Source organism: Paraburkholderia sp. J7 (assembly GCF_905220155.1).
In the GTDB taxonomy this organism is placed as follows: domain Bacteria; phylum Pseudomonadota; class Gammaproteobacteria; order Burkholderiales; family Burkholderiaceae; genus Paraburkholderia.
This window is the reverse complement of sequence record NZ_CAJMYZ010000023.1, coordinates 16,835-33,288: the sequence shown is the minus strand read 5'-3', so window position 1 is coordinate 33,288 and position 16,454 is coordinate 16,835. Positions and strand designations below refer to the sequence as shown.

Sequence of the window (16,454 nt, the reverse complement as noted above, 5' to 3'; positions counted from 1 at the left end):
GCATGTCAGAGATCAAGAACTACACGCTCAACTTCGGCCCGCAGCACCCGGCAGCGCACGGTGTGCTGCGCCTCGTGCTCGAGCTCGACGGCGAAGTGATCCAGCGCGCCGATCCGCACATCGGTCTGCTGCATCGCGCGACGGAAAAGCTCGCCGAAAGCAAGACGTTCATCCAGTCGGTGCCGTACATGGACCGTCTCGACTACGTGTCGATGATGGTCAACGAGCACGGCTATGTGCTTGCCATCGAAAAGCTGCTCGGCATTGAAGTGCCGATCCGCGCGAAGTACATCCGCGTGCTGTTCGACGAAGTCACGCGCGTGCTGAATCACCTCATGTGGATCGGTTCGCATGCACTCGACGTCGGCGCGATGGCGGTGTTCCTCTACGCGTTCCGCGAGCGCGAAGACCTGATGGACGTCTACGAGGCGGTCTCGGGCGCGCGCATGCACGCGGCTTACTATCGTCCGGGCGGCGTGTATCGCGATCTGCCGGACGCGATGCCGCAATACAAGGCGTCGAAGATCCACAACGAGAAGGCGCTCGCCCGCATGAACGAGGCGCGCCAGGGCTCCGTGCTGGACTTCATCGACGACTTCTTCACGCGCTTCCCGGGTTGCGTCGACGAGTACGAAACGCTCCTCACCGACAACCGTATCTGGAAGCAGCGTCTGGTCGGCATTGGCGTGGTGAGCCCCGAGCGCGCCATGCAGCTGGGTCTCACGGGCGCGATGCTGCGCGGTTCGGGCATCGAGTGGGATCTGCGCAAGAAGCAACCGTATGAAGTCTACGACCAGATGGACTTCGACATTCCGGTGGGCGTGAACGGCGACTGCTACGACCGCTATCTCGTGCGCGTCGAAGAAATGCGTCAGTCCACACGCATTGCGAAACAGTGCATTGAGTGGCTGCGCAAGAATCCCGGCCCCGTGATGATCGACAATCACAAGGTTGCGCCGCCCTCGCGCGTGAACATGAAGTCGAACATGGAAGAGCTGATTCACCACTTCAAGCTCTTCACGGAAGGCTTCCACGTGCCCGAAGGCGAGGCGTACGCTGCCGTCGAACATCCGAAGGGTGAATTCGGCATCTACCTGGTGTCGGATGGCGCGAACAAGCCTTATCGTCTGAAGATCCGTGCGCCGGGTTATGCCCACCTGTCCGCGCTCGATGAAATGGCGCGCGGCCACATGATCGCCGACGCGGTCACGATCATCGGCACGCAGGACATCGTGTTCGGTGAGATTGATCGCTAAGCAGCAAACTGCCAGTGCGCCCGGTGAAGAAGGGCGTACTGCGAAATACCGGGAACGCCACGTCCGTCGCAGCGAGCAGGTTGGCTAACGCGCGGCGGGTGTTTGTGTGGCGGGAATTGAAACGGTAGGAATTGAAAGAGTCGTGTCTGAAAATGATCTCAGCTGAAGGCCTGAAAGAAATCGATCGCGCGTTGACGAAGTACCCCGCCGATCAGCGACAGTCCGCCGTGATGGCGGCTTTGGCCGTGGCTCAAGAAGAGCATGGCTGGCTGTCCCCCGAAATCATGCAGTTCGTGGCCGAGTACATCGGCATGCCGCCTGTCGCGGTCCAGGAAGTTGCCACGTTCTACACGATGTTCGAGACGAGGCCGGTCGGCAAGCACAAGATCACGCTCTGTACGAATCTGCCGTGCCAGCTCGGCCCGGAAGGCGGCTCGGAAAGCGCCGCCGAATACCTGAAGCAGAAGCTCGGTATCGACTTCGGCGAAACCACGCCCGACGGCAAGTTCACCTTGAAAGAAGGTGAGTGCATGGGCGCCTGCGGCGATGCACCGGTGATGCTCGTGAACAATCACCGCATGTGCAGCTTCATGAGCCGCGCGAAGATCGACCAGCTGCTCGAGGAGCTTTCGAAATGACTTCGTTGCACGACCGTCACATCAAACCGCTGATTCTCGCGGGCCTCAACGGCGAGAACTGGCATCTCGAAGACTACGTCGCGCGCGGCGGCTACAAGCAGCTGCGCCGTATTCTCGAAGAAAAGATTCCGCCCGAGCAGGTGATCGCCGACGTGAAGGCGAGCGGTCTGCGCGGCCGCGGCGGCGCGGGCTTCCCGACCGGCCTGAAGTGGAGCTTCATGCCGCGCCAGTTCCCGGGGCAGAAGTATCTCGTCTGCAATTCGGACGAGGGCGAGCCGGGCACGTTCAAGGACCGCGACATCCTGCGCTGGAATCCGCATAGCGTGATCGAAGGCATGGCCATCGGCGCGTACGCGATGGGCATCACCGTGGGCTACAACTACATCCACGGCGAGATTTTCGAGGTGTATCGCCGCTTCGAGGCTGCGCTGGAAGAAGCGCGCCAGGCGGGCTATCTCGGCGACAACATTCTCGGCACGGACTTCTCGTTCCAGCTGCACGCTCACCATGGCTATGGCGCGTACATCTGCGGCGAGGAAACCGCGCTGCTCGAGTCGCTCGAAGGCAAGAAGGGCCAGCCGCGCTTCAAGCCGCCGTTCCCGGCGAGCTTCGGCGTGTACGGCAAGCCCACGACGATCAACAACACCGAGACCTTCGCCGCGGTGCCGTTCCTGCTGACCGTGGGTCCGCAGACGTACATGGAACTCGGCAAGCCGAACAACGGCGGCACGAAGATCTTCTCGATCTCGGGCGACGTGGAGCGTCCGGGCAACTACGAGATCCCGCTCGGCACCCCGTTCGCAACGCTCATGGAGCTTGCCGGCGGTGTGCGCGGCGGCAAGAAGCTGAAGGCCGTGATTCCGGGCGGCTCGTCGGCGCCGGTCATTCCGGGCGACCTGATGATGCAGACGGACATGGACTATGACGCCATCGCCAAGCAGGGCTCGATGCTCGGCTCGGGCGCGGTCATCGTCATGGACGAAACGCGCTGCATGGTGCGCTCGCTGCTGCGTCTCTCGTACTTCTATTACGAAGAGTCGTGCGGCCAGTGCACGCCGTGCCGCGAAGGCACGGGCTGGCTGTATCGCGTGGTGAACCGTATCGAGCACGGCGAGGGCCGCCAGGAAGACCTGGACCTGCTGAACTCGGTGGCGGGCAACATCATGGGCCGTACGATCTGCGCGCTCGGCGACGCGGCGGCCATGCCGGTGCGCGGCATGCTCAAGCACTACTGGGATGAATTCGAATATCACGTGCACAACAAGCGTTGTCTCGTCGGCGGTCATGCCGGCTCGCACGCGGCCTCGGAAACAGTGGCCGCCTAAGGGGCGAAGGACAGTTTGTTGTGTTCGAACCGCGTAGCACGACGCAACGGGGTAGACCGCTGTGAAATTGAGCGGTAACAGGTTAGGGACGATTAACCATCATGGTTGAACTTGAAATAGACGGCAAGAAGGTGCAGGTGCCCGAGGGCAGCATGGTGATCCAGGCTGCTCAGCGCGTGGACACGTACATCCCGCACTTCTGCTATCACAAGAAGCTGTCCATCGCGGCCAACTGCCGGATGTGTCTCGTCGATGTCGAGAAGATGCCGAAGGCCGTGCCCGCGTGCGCGACGCCGGTGTCGCAAGGCATGGTCGTGCGCACCATGTCGGACAAGGCCGTGCAGGGTCAGCAAGCCGTGATGGAATTCCTGCTGATCAACCACCCGCTCGACTGCCCGATCTGCGATCAGGGCGGCGAATGTCAGCTTCAGGATCTGGCCGTCGGTTACGGCAAGTCCGCCTCGCGCTACAGCGAAGAAAAGCGCGTGGTGTTCCACAAGAACGTCGGTCCGCTCATCTCGATGGAAGAGATGTCGCGCTGCATTCACTGCACGCGCTGCGTGCGCTTCGGCGACGAAATCGCCGGCGTGATGGAACTCGGCATGCTCGGCCGCGGCGAGCACTCGGAAATCACCTCGTTCGTCGGCAAGACGGTCGACTCGGAACTCTCGGGCAACATGATCGATCTGTGCCCGGTCGGCGCGCTCACGAGCAAGCCGTTCCGCTTCTCGGCGCGTACGTGGGAACTGTCGCGTCGCAAGTCGGTGAGCCCGCATGACGCGACGGGTGCGAACCTCGTCGTGCAGGTGAAGAACAACCGCGTGATGCGGGTGCTGCCGTTCGAGAACGAAGCCATCAACGAATGCTGGATCTCGGACAAGGACCGCTTCTCGTATGAAGGTCTGAACAGCGAAGACCGTCTCACGCGCCCGATGATCAAGCAGGGCGGCGAGTGGATCGAGACCGACTGGCAGACCGCACTGGAATACGTCGTCAAGGGCATCAAGGGCATTTGCGACGAGCATGGCGAGAATCAGCTCGCGCTGCTCGCGAGCCCGCACAGCACGCTCGAAGAACTGTATCTCGCGAAGCAGTTCGCAGACGCGATCGGCACGCCGAACGTCGACTTCCGTCTGCGCCAGAGCGACTTCTCGGCGCCGCTGGAAGGCGCGCCGTGGCTCGGCACGAAGATCGCCGAACTCTCGTACGCCGACTCGGCGTTCGTGATCGGCTCGTTCCTGCGCCGCGATCACGCGCTGTTCGCCGCGCGTCTGCGCCAGGCCGCGAAGGGCGGTGCGCAGGTCAGCTTCCTGCAAGCCACGGCTGACGGCTCGTTGATCCCGAACGCGCAGCGCATCGTCGCCGCGCCGTCGGCATGGCTCGACGAACTGGCTGCAATCGCAGCGGCTGTTGCGCAAGCGAAGGGCGTGGCGTTGCCGGAAGGCTTCGCAGGCGCACAGGCCACTGAAGCCGCTAAGCAAGTCGCCGCCTCGCTCGCGAGCGGCGAACGCCGCTACGTCCTGCTCGGCAATGCTGCGGTTCAGCATCCGGAGTTTTCGCGCCTGCATGCCGCCGCGCAGTTCATCGCCGAAACGACGGGCGCGACGCTTGGCTTCCTCACGGAAGCGGCCAACACGGTTGGCGCGCACATTGCCGGCGCACTGCCGGGCCGCGACGGCCTGAACGCACGCGAAGCGTTCGAGCAGCCGCGCAAGGGCTATCTGCTCTTCAACGTCGAGCCGGAATTCGATACGGCAAACCCGGCAGCCGCGCGCGCCGCGCTTGCGCAGGCCGAAATGGTCGCCGTGTTCTCGCCGTACAAGACGGGCCTCGACTACGCGGACGTGCTGCTGCCGATCGCGCCGTACACGGAAACCTCAGGTACGTTCATCAACGCCGAAGGTACGGCTCAGACGTTCAACGGCGTCGTGCGTCCGCTCGGCGACACGCGTCCGGCGTGGAAGGTCCTGCGCGTGCTCGGCACGCTGCTGGGCGCGAAGGGCTTCGAGTACGACACGGCTGAAGAAGTGCGCCGCAAGGCAATCGGCGACGGCAGCTTCGAAGGCCGTCTGTCGAACAAGGCCAGCGCCACGGTTGCGCGCGGCAGCCTCGCGAAAGCTGCGGAAGGCCGCTTCGAGCGCATCGCCGACGTGCCGATTTACCACGCCGATCCCATCGTGCGCCGCGGCGAAGCGCTGCAGCTCACCACGGCTGCCCGCGTGGCGAACGCGATCGGCCTGCCGGCGGCATACTTCGACCAGCTCGGCCTGAAGGAAGGCGACGCCGTGCGCGTGCGCCAGGGCGATCTGTCGGTGACGGCGCCCGCAACGCGCGATGCGAATCTTGCGCCGACGGTGGTGCGCGTGTCGGCGGCGACGCCTGCCGGTGCGCAACTCGGCAGCCTGTTCGGTGAACTGCTGGTGGAGAAGGCGTAAATGAGCTTGTTCGATACGATCAATGCAGGCGGCAGCCAGCTGCTCGGCGTGGCCTGGCCCACCGTGTGGGCGCTGGTGCGCATTCTCGTCGTCGCGGTGGTGATCCTGCTGTGCGTCGCGTACCTGATCCTCTGGGAGCGCAAGCTGATCGGCTGGATGCACGTGCGTCTCGGTCCGAACCGCGTGGGCCCGGCAGGTCTACTGCAGCCGATCGCCGACGTGCTGAAGCTGCTCCTGAAGGAAGTGATTCAGCCCGCGCAGGCAAGCCGCTGGATCTACATGGTCGCGCCGATCATGGTGGTGGTGCCGGCCTTCGCGGTCTGGGCGGTGATTCCGTTCCAGGCGGGCGCGGTGCTCGGCGACATCAACGCGGGCCTGCTGTACGCGATGGCGATCTCGTCGATCGGCGTCTACGGCGTGATTCTCGCGGGCTGGGCCTCGAACTCGAAGTACGCGTTCCTCGGCGCCATGCGCGCTGCGGCGCAGATGGTGTCGTACGAAATTTCGATGGGCTTCGCGCTCGTTGTCGTGCTGATGGTGTCGGGTAGCCTGAATCTTTCGGTGATCGTCGAAGGCCAGATGCGCGGCATGTTCGCGAGCTGGGGCATCACGTTCCTCTCGTGGAACTGGCTGCCGCTCTTGCCGATGTTCGTCGTCTACTTCATCTCGGGCCTTGCCGAAACGAACCGCCACCCGTTCGACGTGGTGGAAGGGGAGTCGGAAATCGTCGCGGGTCACATGATCGACTACTCGGGTATGGCGTTCGCGCTGTTCTTCCTCGCCGAGTACATCAACATGATCGTGATCTCGGCGCTCGCCTCGGTGCTGTTCCTTGGCGGCTGGAGCGCCCCGTTCGCGTTCCTCGACTTCATCCCGGGCGTGTTCTGGCTGGTGCTGAAGGTCTTCTGCCTGCTGTCGGTTTTCATCTGGGCCCGCGCGACGTTCCCGCGCTATCGCTATGACCAGATCATGCGTCTCGGCTGGAAGGTGTTCATTCCGGTGTGCATCGTGTGGCTGATCGTGGTCGGCTTCTGGTACATGTCGCCGTTGAGCATCTGGAAATAAGGGGCGAACACAACCATGAACGCTATCCAAAACTTCTTTAAGACGTTTTTCCTGACCGAGCTGCTCAAGGGCCTCGCGCTGACGGGTCGTTACACGTTCAAGCGCAAGTTCACGGTGCAGTTTCCGGAAGAAAAGACGCCCATTTCCCCGCGTTTTCGCGGTCTGCATGCGCTGCGCCGCTATGAAAATGGCGAAGAGCGCTGCATCGCGTGCAAGCTGTGCGAGGCCGTGTGCCCCGCGCTCGCGATCACGATCGAATCGGAAGTGCGCGAGGACAACACGCGCCGCACGACGCGTTACGACATCGACCTGACCAAGTGCATCTTCTGCGGATTCTGCGAAGAGAGCTGCCCGGTCGACTCGATCGTCGAAACGCACATTCTCGAGTATCACGGCGAGAAGCGCGGCGATCTGTATTTCACGAAGGATATGCTGCTGGCCGTTGGCGATCGCTATGAAGCCCAGATCGCGGCGAACAAGGCAGCGGATGCACCGTACCGTTGATCTTTCAGTTTGACGCTGCATCGGCCCGCGGTCCGGGCCGGCTGTGGGGAACGCGTGTGCTGAACGCCCGCGCTTTACCGCAGCCTGACCGCCGCGGCGCGACGCTCCCTGGTCTGGCCGCCAGTTTGCGCCGCGCAATCCGCTTCACGAAGGCCTCAACGATGAACCAGTAATCATGGAATTCACGACCGTCCTGTTCTACATCTTCGCGCTGCTGCTCACGCTGTCAGGGCTGAAGGTGATCACTTCGCGCAATCCTGTCGCGTCTGCGCTCTTCCTCGTGCTCGCGTTCTTCAACGCGGCCGCGATCTGGATGCTGCTCGAGGCTGAATTCCTCGCGATCCTGCTGGTGCTCGTCTATGTGGGCGCGGTGATGGTGCTGTTCCTGTTCGTGGTGATGATGCTGGACATCAACATCGACGTGCTGAGCCGCGACTTCAAGCGCTTCATCCCGGTGGCGACCATCGTGGGCGCGATCATCGTGATCGAAACCGCGCTGATCCTGTGGCACGGCTACGGCGCGACGAGCACGCCGGTGCCTGACACCACGCCGGCTGCCGCCGCCGCGATCTCGAACGCGCACCTGATCGGCAAGATCATCTACACCGACTACATCTTCGCCTTCGAAGTCGCCGGCCTCGTGCTGCTGGTGGCGATCGTCGCGGCCATCGCGCTGACCGTGCGCGAGCCGAAAGACTCGAAGCGCCAGGACGTGTCGAAGCAGGTCAGCGTGCGTCGCCAGGACCGCGTGCGCCTCGTGAAGATGCAGCCGGTCGTCGAAGTGCCGGAGCCGGCGGAACCGGCGCAAGCCGAAGCCGGGGCTGCGCCCGCGGCAGGCGCGAGCGCCGCACCCGCGGCCGCACCGGCAACGAAGAGCTAAGCGCGAAGGAGCGAACCATGCTGACACTGGCCCATTACCTCGTCCTCGGCGCGATCCTTTTTGCGATCTCGATCGTTGGCATTTTTCTCAATCGGCGCAACGTCATCATCATCCTGATGGCGATTGAGCTGATGCTGTTGGCGGTGAACACGAACTTCGTCGCGTTCTCGCATTACCTCGGTGACGTTCACGGACAGATTTTCGTGTTCTTCGTGCTAACTGTTGCGGCAGCGGAAGCCGCGATTGGTCTGGCTATTCTTGTGACTCTGTTCCGCAGCCTCGACACGATCAACGTCGAGGACCTCGATCAGCTCAAAGGCTAAGGCAGGCTGCTATGGCAACAACACTCAACGAAACCTTATTGCTGGCGATCCCGCTGGCGCCACTCGCCGGTTCTCTCATTGCCGGTTTGTTCGGCAAGACGGTCGGGCGCGCGGGCGCGCATACGGTGACCATTCTTGGCGTCGCGATTGCGTTCGTGCTGTCGTGCATCACGTTGTTCGACGTGATGGGCGGTGCGAGCTTCAACGCAACGGTCTACGAATGGATGTCGGTAGGCGGCCTGAAGTTCGAAGTCGGCTTCCTCATCGACTCGTTGACGGCGCTCATGATGGTCGTCGTGACCTTCGTGTCGCTGATGGTCCACATCTACACGATCGGCTACATGGCGGAAGAAGAGGGCTACCAGCGCTTCTTCTCGTACATCGCGCTCTTCACGTTCTCGATGCTGATGCTCGTGATGAGCAACAACTTCCTGCAGCTGTTCTTCGGCTGGGAAGCGGTGGGTCTCGTCTCGTACCTGCTGATCGGCTTCTACTTCAAGCGTGAAAGCGCCATCTACGCGAACATGAAGGCGTTCCTCGTGAACCGCGTGGGCGACTTCGGCTTCCTGCTCGGCATCGGCCTGCTGCTCGCGTACGGCGGCTCGCTGAACTACAACGACATCTTCGCGCGGGGTCATGAGCTCTCCGCACTGACGTTCCCGGGCACCTCGTGGAACCTGCTCACCGTTGCGTGTATCTGCCTGTTCATCGGCGCGATGGGTAAGTCGGCGCAGTTCCCGCTGCACGTCTGGCTCCCGGACTCGATGGAAGGCCCGACGCCGATTTCCGCGCTGATTCACGCGGCAACCATGGTGACGGCCGGTATCTTCATGGTCGCGCGCATGTCGCCGCTGTTCGAACTTTCGGAAACGGCACTCTCGTTCATCGTCGTGATCGGTGCCATCACCGCGCTCTTCATGGGTTTCCTTGGTGTCGTGCAAAACGACATCAAGCGCGTGGTCGCGTACTCGACGCTGTCGCAGCTCGGCTACATGACGGTCGCACTCGGCGTGTCGGCTTATCCGGTCGCGATCTTCCACCTGATGACGCACGCGTTCTTCAAGGCGTTGCTGTTCCTCGGCGCGGGCTCGGTCATCATCGGCATGCACCACGACCAGGATATGCGCAACATGGGCGGCCTGCGCAAGTACATGCCCATCACGTGGATCACGTCGCTCGTCGGTTCGCTCGCGCTGATCGGCACGCCGTTCTTCTCGGGCTTCTACTCGAAGGATTCGATCATCGACGCCGTGAAGCTCTCGCACCTGCCGGGTTCGGGCTTCGCGTACTTCGCAGTGGTGGCAAGCGTATTCGTCACGGCGCTGTACTCGTTCCGTATGTACTTCCTCGTGTTCCACGGTGAAGAGCGCTTCCGCGGTCCGAAGCATCCGGAATCGCCGATGGCGATCGAAGCGGCGAATGCTGCCCATAGCGGTCACGGCGATCACGGCCACGGTCACGACGAGCACCACGTGCACGTGCCGCACGAGTCGCCGTGGGTCATCTGGGTGCCGCTCGTTCTGCTCGCGATCCCCTCGGTGATCGCCGGTGCGTTCGCGATCCAGCCGCTGCTCTTCGGTGACTTCTTCTCGCATGGCGTAGCGTTCCAGAACGTCATCTTCGTTGGCGAGAACCACGAAGCGCTCGCGGAAATGGGCAAGGAATTCCAGGGCTGGGCCGCGATGGGCGCGCATGCGTTCTCGGGCCTGCCGGTGTGGCTCGCACTCGCGGGTGTGGTGGTGGCGTGGTTCTTCTACATGAAGCGCCCGGATCTGCCGACCGTCGTGTCGCGCACGTTCGCGCCGGTCTACAAGCTGCTGGCAAACGCGTATTACCTCGACAAGATCAACGAAATCGTCTTCGCTCGCGGAGCAGTCGCTATCGGTCGCGGTCTGTGGAAGGAGGGCGATGTCGTCGTGATCGACGGCGTCGTAAACGGGAGCGCCAAGTTTATCGGCTGGTTTGCAACTGTCATTCGTTTCCTGCAATCCGGCTATATCTACCACTACGCATTTGCCATGATCATTGGCATGCTTGGCCTCCTTACCCTGTTTGTAACGCTCGGCGGCAAATAAGGCAAAATAAGGCGAGGAAACGCATGCACGCAACTCCGATTCTCAGTATTGCGATCTGGATGCCGATCGTATTCGGCATCATCGTTCTTGTAGTGGGTTCCCGTCGGAACCCGAGTGCGGACCGCTGGCTCGCACTCATCGGTTCGGTGCTTAGTTTCCTCGTCACCATCCCGCTCGTTACGGGCTTCGATACGACTACGGCTTCGCTGCAGTTCGAGGAGAAGACGGTCTGGATCGAGCGGTTCAATATTGCGTATCACCTGGGCGTCGACGGCATTGCGATGTGGTTCGTCGTGCTCACGGCACTCATCACCGTGATCGTCGTGATCGCGGGTTGGCAGGTCATCACGAAGAACGTCGCTCAGTATTACGCGTCGTTCCTCATCCTGTCGGGCATCATGATCGGCGTTTTCTGCGCCGCCGACGGTCTGCTGTTCTACGTGTTCTTTGAAGCCACGCTCATTCCGATGTACATCATCATCGGCGTGTGGGGCGGACCGAATCGTGTGTACGCAGCGTTCAAGTTCTTTCTCTATACGCTGGCCGGCTCGCTGCTCATGCTGGTCGCGTTGCTGTACCTGTACCGCATTACCGGGACCTTCGACCTCGCCTCGTGGCAGGCCGCGAAGATCGCCATGACGCCGCAAATTTTGCTGTTCGTCGCGTTCTTCTTCGCGTTCGCCGTCAAGGTGCCGATGTGGCCGGTCCACACGTGGTTGCCGGACGCGCACGTCGAAGCGCCCACGGGCGGCTCGGTCGTGCTGGCCGCGATCATGCTCAAGCTCGGCGCGTACGGTTTCCTGCGTTTCTCGCTGCCGGTCACGCCGGACGCGAGTCACTACCTGGCGCCGGTCATCATCACGCTGTCCTTGATCGCTGTGATCTACATCGGCCTCGTGGCGATGGTGCAGTCGGACATGAAAAAGCTGGTCGCGTATTCGTCGATCGCCCACATGGGCTTCGTCACGCTCGGCTTCTTTATGTTCGGCCCGTCGAGCCAGCTCGCGATGGAAGGCGGGATCATCCAGATGATCTCGCACGGCTTCGTCTCGGGCGCCATGTTCCTGTGCATCGGTGTGCTGTATGACCGTATGCACACACGCGATATCGCGGACTACGGCGGTGTGGTCAACACCATGCCGAAGTTCGCGGCGCTGGTCATGCTGTTCGCCATGGCCAATTGCGGTCTGCCGGGCACCTCTGGATTCGTCGGCGAATTCATGGTGATTCTGGCGGCCGTGAAGTACAACTTCTGGATCGCTTTCGGGGCGGCGTTCACGCTGATCCTGGGCGCGGCCTATACGTTGTGGATGTACAAGCGGGTGTACTTCGGCGCCGTCGCGAACGACCATGTTCGCGAGCTGAAGGACATCAACAGTCGCGAATACTTCATGCTTGCGGTGCTCGCGCTGTTTACGCTTTTCATGGGCATCTACCCGAAGCCCTTTACCGATGTGATGCACGTTTCCGTGGAAAACCTCCTCTCCCACGTCGCAGTGTCGAAACTGCCGCTGTCACAGTAATACCGAGCGGAGGAACAAAAGATCATGCCAAACGCCCCTTTGAACGCTCTGCTACCCGACGCGCTGGTGATGACCGGCCTCGTCGTCGCGTGGCTCAACGACACGTTCACCGGCCCTTCGGGCCGTCGCACAACCTATTTCATCGCGCTGCTGACTACGGTCATAGCCGGTATCTGGTTTGCGGTGAACGCGTTCGATCCGCACGTGTACTACTACTTCACGCGCATGTACGTGATCGATCCGTTCGCAAGCGCGATGAAGTCGGTGGTCACGCTCGGCTACGCCGTGTCGATCGTGTACTCGCGCAAGTACCTCGAAGACCGCGACATGTTCAGGGGCGAGTTCTTCCTGCTTGGCATGTTCTCGCTGCTCGGCCAGATCACAATGATCTCGGGCAACAACTTCCTCACGCTGTACCTCGGCCTCGAGCTGATGTCGCTCTCGCTCTACGCAGTGATTGCACTGCGTCGTGACGCGACGCAGTCGAACGAAGCCGCGATGAAGTATTACGTGCTGGGTGCGCTCGCTTCAGGCTTCCTGCTCTACGGCATCTCGATGCTGTACGGCGCGACCGGCTCGCTCGAACTGAACGAAGTGTTCAAGGCCGTGGCGTCGGGCCATATCAACGATATCGTCCTGCTGTTCGGCGTGGTGTTCATCGTCGCCGGCGTCGCGTTCAAGATGGGTGCGGTGCCGTTCCATATGTGGGTGCCCGACGTCTATCAAGGCGCGCCTACGGCCATGACGCTGCTCACCGGCGGCGGCCCGAAGGTCGCGGCATTCGCGTGGGCCGTGCGCTTCCTCGTGATGGGCCTGCTGCCGCTGGCAGTGGACTGGCAAGAGATGCTGATCATCCTCGCCGCGCTTTCGATGATCGTGGGCAACATCACGGGTATCGTGCAGCGCAACGTCAAGCGTATGCTCGCGTACTCGGCCATTTCGAACATGGGCTTCGTGCTGCTCGGCCTGCTCGCCGGTATCGTCGACAACAAGGCGACGGGCGCGGCCAGCGCATACAGCTCGGCCATGTTCTACAGCATCGTCTACCTCATCACGACGCTCGGCGCGTTTGGCGTGGTCATGCTGCTGTCCCGTCGCGATTTCGAAGCGGAAACAATCGACGACTTCAAGGGCTTGAACCAGCGCAACCCGGTGTTCGCGTTCGTCATGATGCTCATGATGTTCTCGCTCGCCGGTATTCCGCCGACGGTCGGCTTCTACGCGAAGCTCGCCGTGCTCGAAGCAACCATGAACGCCGGCCTCACGTGGCTTGCCGTGCTCGCCGTGATCACGTCGCTGTTCGGCGCGTTCTATTACCTGCGTATCGTCAAGCTCATGTACTTCGACGCACCGCAGGACGAAGCACCGATCGAAAGTCACGCATGCAACCGCGCGCTGCTCACGCTCAACGGCGTGGCGGTGCTCGTGCTGGGCATCATCCCGGGCCCGCTGATGTCGGTCTGCCTGCAAGCCGTCACGCATACGCTGCCGCTCTAATGTCGGCAGCGGGTTGGTTCATCGTGCTGTTGGCGCTCGCGGGCGCCAACCTGCCGTTCCTCAACCAGCGATTGTTCGGCGTCGTGCCGCTTCGCGCACCGAAGAAGAGTGCGTGGATTCGCATTGCTGAAATGATCGTGCTGTATTTTGTGGTCGGTGCGTTCGGCTTCCTGCTGGAGGCGCGCGCCGGCAACCGTTTTGACCAGGGCTGGCAGTTCTACGCGATCACCTTCAGTCTTTTTGTCGTGTTCGCGTTTCCCGGCTTCACCTGGCAATATCTCATCAAACGCCGCCCGGCGTGATGCGCGTGGCCGGCCCGTGGCCGGCACGCGCCGTGCGTCCCGGAAGTCCGGCCGGCAGTCTGTCCGACTTCACTTCTTGCGGCGCGCCCGCGGCTTCCCGATTTTTCTGAGCACCCACGAGGCTGACTATGGCTGAACATCATCAACACGACCCGGCGCTCGCCGAGACGTGCGTGGAAAGCACGACGCTCTACGCGGGCAATTTTCTTACCCTGAAGCGCGACACGGTCGCGTTGCCGGACGGCAAGCACGCTACGCGCGAGTACGTTCAGCATCCCGGCGCGGTGATGGTGATCCCGCTCTTCGACGACGGCCGCGTGCTGATGGAGCGCCAGTACCGCTACCCGCTCTCGCGCGTGATGACGGAATTCCCGGCCGGCAAGCTCGATCCGCAGGAAGGCGCGCTCGCCTGCGCGATCCGCGAACTCAAGGAAGAGACGGGCTATACGGCACGCGAGTACGTTTATCTTGCACAGATCCATCCGGTGATTTCGTACTCGACCGAATTCATCGACATCTATCTCGCGCGCGGGCTGACCGCAGGCGCGGCGCAACTCGACGACGGCGAGTTTCTCGAAACCTTCACGGCGACGGTCCCCGAACTGCTCGAATGGGTGCGCACGGGCAAGATCACCGACGTGAAGACGATCATCGGCACGTTCTGGCTCGAAAAGGCGCTGTCGGGCGCGTGGCCGCTCGCGAAGGCGGAGCAGGGCTGACAGCTAGCCGCTGCGTCGAACACTCGATCAACGGCGGCCTCGTGGCCGCCGTTGTCGCTTCTGCGCGCACCAAGCACCTTCAGCGCGCTCGCCCGAGCAGCGCTACAATCGAACCCCCGGGAAAATCCCGGTGCCCGGCCGCAGGAATTTTTTCGAACGGTCGTTCACAAATTTACGATTTGCGCTAAACTCATCGCAAGCCTCGATTCCCATGAAGGTCCTCGATTTACAGTGTCCAGACGGACATCGGTTTGAAGGCTGGTTCGCTTCGGTTGACGACTTCGAGTCGCAACTGTCCCGCAAGCTGGTCGAATGTCCGATGTGCGGCGCCACCCACGTGACCCGCTTGCCGTCCGCGCCCCGGTTGAACCTGTCCGGTGCGAGCGAAACGCCGAAAGCGTCGTCGCACGAGCAGGCGGCGCAATGGCAAGCGCATGCGATGCGTGTAATCCGCGAGGTCCTCGATAAGACGGAGAACGTAGGCGACCGTTTCGCCGAGGAGGCGCGGCGCATTCACTATAACGAAGCGCCGTCGCGCAACATCCGTGGAGTCGCTTCCGCGGAAGATGCGCAAGCTCTCGTCGAAGAAGGCATCGATGTGATGCCGCTGCCGGTTCCGGCCGCGTTGAAGGGTCCGCTGCAATAACGTCATGCGGGTCTTCGCCGCGGCGCGAGGAAAGCTTCGCACCGGCCGCGGCCAGGAGACATAGCGCATGGATCTGGACTACACCCCCGCCGACGACGCATTCCGCGCCGAAATCCGCGCCTGGCTCGAGGCCAACCTGCCTCAAGCGATGCGCGACAAGGTTCTCAACCACAAGCGCCTCTCGCGCGACGACATTGCCAGCTGGCACAAGCTGCTAGGGAAGAAGGGCTGGTCCGCGCCTGCGTGGCCAACAGAATTTGGCGGCCCCGGCTGGACCGAAGCGCAACGCCACATCTGGGACGCCGAGTGTGGTCGCATCGGCGCGCCGCCGGTGCTGCCTTTCGGCGTTTCGATGGTCGCGCCCGTGCTCATGAAGTACGGCAACGAGGCCCAAAAGCGCCGCTATCTTCCGCGCATCCTTTCCGGTGACGACTGGTGGTGCCAGGGCTACTCCGAGCCGGGCTCGGGTTCCGATCTTGCTTCGCTGCGCACACGTGCTGTTCGCGAAGGCGATCACTACGTTGTGAACGGCCAGAAGACCTGGACCACGCTCGGCCAGCACGCCGACATGATGTTCTGCCTCGTGCGCACCGATCCCGCGGCTAAGAAGCAGGAAGGCATTTCGTTCCTCCTCATCGACATGAAAACGCCCGGCATTACCGTGCGTCCAATTATCACGCTCGATGAAGACCATGAGGTCAACGAAGTATTTTTCGAAGACGTGAAGGTGCCCGTCGAGAATCTCGTCGGCGAGGAGAACCGCGGCTGGACTTACGCGAAGTATCTGCTTGGTCATGAGCGCACGGGCATCGCGCGTGTGGGCGCGTCGAACCGCGAACTGGCATTCCTCAAGGGCGTCGCGCTCAAGCAGAAGAAACACGGCAAGCCGCTGCTGGAAGATCCCGTGTTCGCGGCGCGCGTGGCCGCCGTCGAGATCGAGCTGATGGCGCTCGAAGTGACCGCCGAGCGCGTGATCGCGAGCGCCTCCAACGGGCGCGGCCCCGGTCCCGAAGCGTCGATGCTCAAGATCAAGGGCACGGAGATCCAGCAGGCGCTGACCGAGCTGATGGTCGATGCGATAGGCCCACTCGCTGCGGCGTTCGATCCGGCCTTCCTGGAGGGCGAGCACGAACACGCGGCAGGCGGCGACGACGACGCGGCGCCGCTCGCGGCGTACTACTTCAACTATCGCAAGACGTCGATCTACGGCGGATCGAACGAAATTCAGAAGAACATCATCTCGCAGATGATTCTGGGTATTTGAGG

General features: G+C 62.2%; 15 protein-coding genes. All 15 read left to right on the top strand.

All coding sequences use genetic code 11. The features are described 5' to 3' along the window. Window positions 1-2: 2 nt before the first annotated feature. Window positions 3-1,256 (top strand): NADH-quinone oxidoreductase subunit D, encoded by a 1,254-nt coding sequence (locus U5A58_RS31140; RefSeq protein ID WP_133182092.1) that lies wholly within the window; start codon window positions 3-5, stop codon window positions 1,254-1,256. A 152-nt stretch (window positions 1,257-1,408) separates the two neighbouring features. After that, entirely contained in the window at window positions 1,409-1,894 is a 486-nt protein-coding gene (gene nuoE / locus U5A58_RS31135) for an NADH-quinone oxidoreductase subunit NuoE (protein ID WP_321914667.1), read from the top strand. Further along, on the top strand, window positions 1,891-3,219 hold the full coding sequence (gene nuoF / locus U5A58_RS31130) for an NADH-quinone oxidoreductase subunit NuoF (RefSeq protein ID WP_321914666.1): 1,329 nt from the start codon (window positions 1,891-1,893) through the stop codon (window positions 3,217-3,219). Before nuoE ends, nuoF begins: the two co-directional genes overlap by 4 nt. Before the next feature lie 101 nt (window positions 3,220-3,320). Further along, a complete protein-coding gene (gene nuoG, locus U5A58_RS31125; RefSeq protein WP_321964300.1) occupies window positions 3,321-5,654 on the top strand; it encodes an NADH-quinone oxidoreductase subunit NuoG in 2,334 nt (777 codons plus the stop codon). Beyond that, window positions 5,655-6,719, top strand: a complete 1,065-nt coding sequence (nuoH, locus tag U5A58_RS31120; protein ID WP_321914663.1) for an NADH-quinone oxidoreductase subunit NuoH — start codon at window positions 5,655-5,657, stop codon at window positions 6,717-6,719. It begins immediately after the preceding gene. A 15-nt stretch (window positions 6,720-6,734) separates the two neighbouring features. After that, window positions 6,735-7,223, top strand: a complete 489-nt coding sequence (nuoI, locus tag U5A58_RS31115; protein WP_069265275.1) for an NADH-quinone oxidoreductase subunit NuoI — start codon at window positions 6,735-6,737, stop codon at window positions 7,221-7,223. A 175-nt stretch (window positions 7,224-7,398) separates the two neighbouring features. Beyond that, a complete protein-coding gene (locus U5A58_RS31110; RefSeq protein WP_321914661.1) occupies window positions 7,399-8,103 on the top strand; it encodes an NADH-quinone oxidoreductase subunit J in 705 nt (234 codons plus the stop codon). A 17-nt stretch (window positions 8,104-8,120) separates the two neighbouring features. Further along, window positions 8,121-8,426: an NADH-quinone oxidoreductase subunit NuoK gene (gene nuoK, locus U5A58_RS31105; protein ID WP_006052894.1), complete on the top strand. Its 306-nt coding sequence runs from the start codon at window positions 8,121-8,123 to the stop codon at window positions 8,424-8,426. A gap of 11 nt (window positions 8,427-8,437) precedes the next feature. Then, window positions 8,438-10,501 (top strand): NADH-quinone oxidoreductase subunit L, encoded by a 2,064-nt coding sequence (nuoL, locus tag U5A58_RS31100; RefSeq protein ID WP_321964299.1) that lies wholly within the window; start codon window positions 8,438-8,440, stop codon window positions 10,499-10,501. 23 nt (window positions 10,502-10,524) lie between these two features. Continuing rightward, window positions 10,525-12,024: an NADH-quinone oxidoreductase subunit M gene (locus tag U5A58_RS31095; protein WP_321914659.1), complete on the top strand. Its 1,500-nt coding sequence runs from the start codon at window positions 10,525-10,527 to the stop codon at window positions 12,022-12,024. Between the two features lie 24 nt (window positions 12,025-12,048). After that, window positions 12,049-13,521, top strand: coding sequence for an NADH-quinone oxidoreductase subunit NuoN (gene nuoN / locus U5A58_RS31090; protein ID WP_158757394.1), 1,473 nt, complete (start codon window positions 12,049-12,051; stop codon window positions 13,519-13,521). Then, window positions 13,521-13,823, top strand: a complete 303-nt coding sequence (locus U5A58_RS31085; RefSeq protein WP_321914658.1) for a DUF2818 family protein — start codon at window positions 13,521-13,523, stop codon at window positions 13,821-13,823. The genes nuoN and U5A58_RS31085 overlap by 1 nt, the downstream gene beginning before the upstream one ends. A 128-nt stretch (window positions 13,824-13,951) precedes the next feature. Then, the gene (locus U5A58_RS31080; protein WP_158757396.1) at window positions 13,952-14,542 is read left to right on the top strand and encodes an NUDIX domain-containing protein; all 591 of its coding nucleotides are present in this window, start codon (window positions 13,952-13,954) and stop codon (window positions 14,540-14,542) included. Window positions 14,543-14,753: 211 nt separating this feature from the next. Then, window positions 14,754-15,188 carry a DUF1178 family protein gene (locus U5A58_RS31075; protein ID WP_158757397.1) on the top strand — a complete coding sequence of 145 codons (435 nt, stop codon included), beginning with the start codon at window positions 14,754-14,756 and terminating at the stop codon, window positions 15,186-15,188. Between the two features lie 67 nt (window positions 15,189-15,255). Beyond that, on the top strand, window positions 15,256-16,452 hold the full coding sequence (locus U5A58_RS31070; RefSeq protein ID WP_321964298.1) for an acyl-CoA dehydrogenase family protein: 1,197 nt from the start codon (window positions 15,256-15,258) through the stop codon (window positions 16,450-16,452). Window positions 16,453-16,454 lie beyond the last annotated feature (2 nt).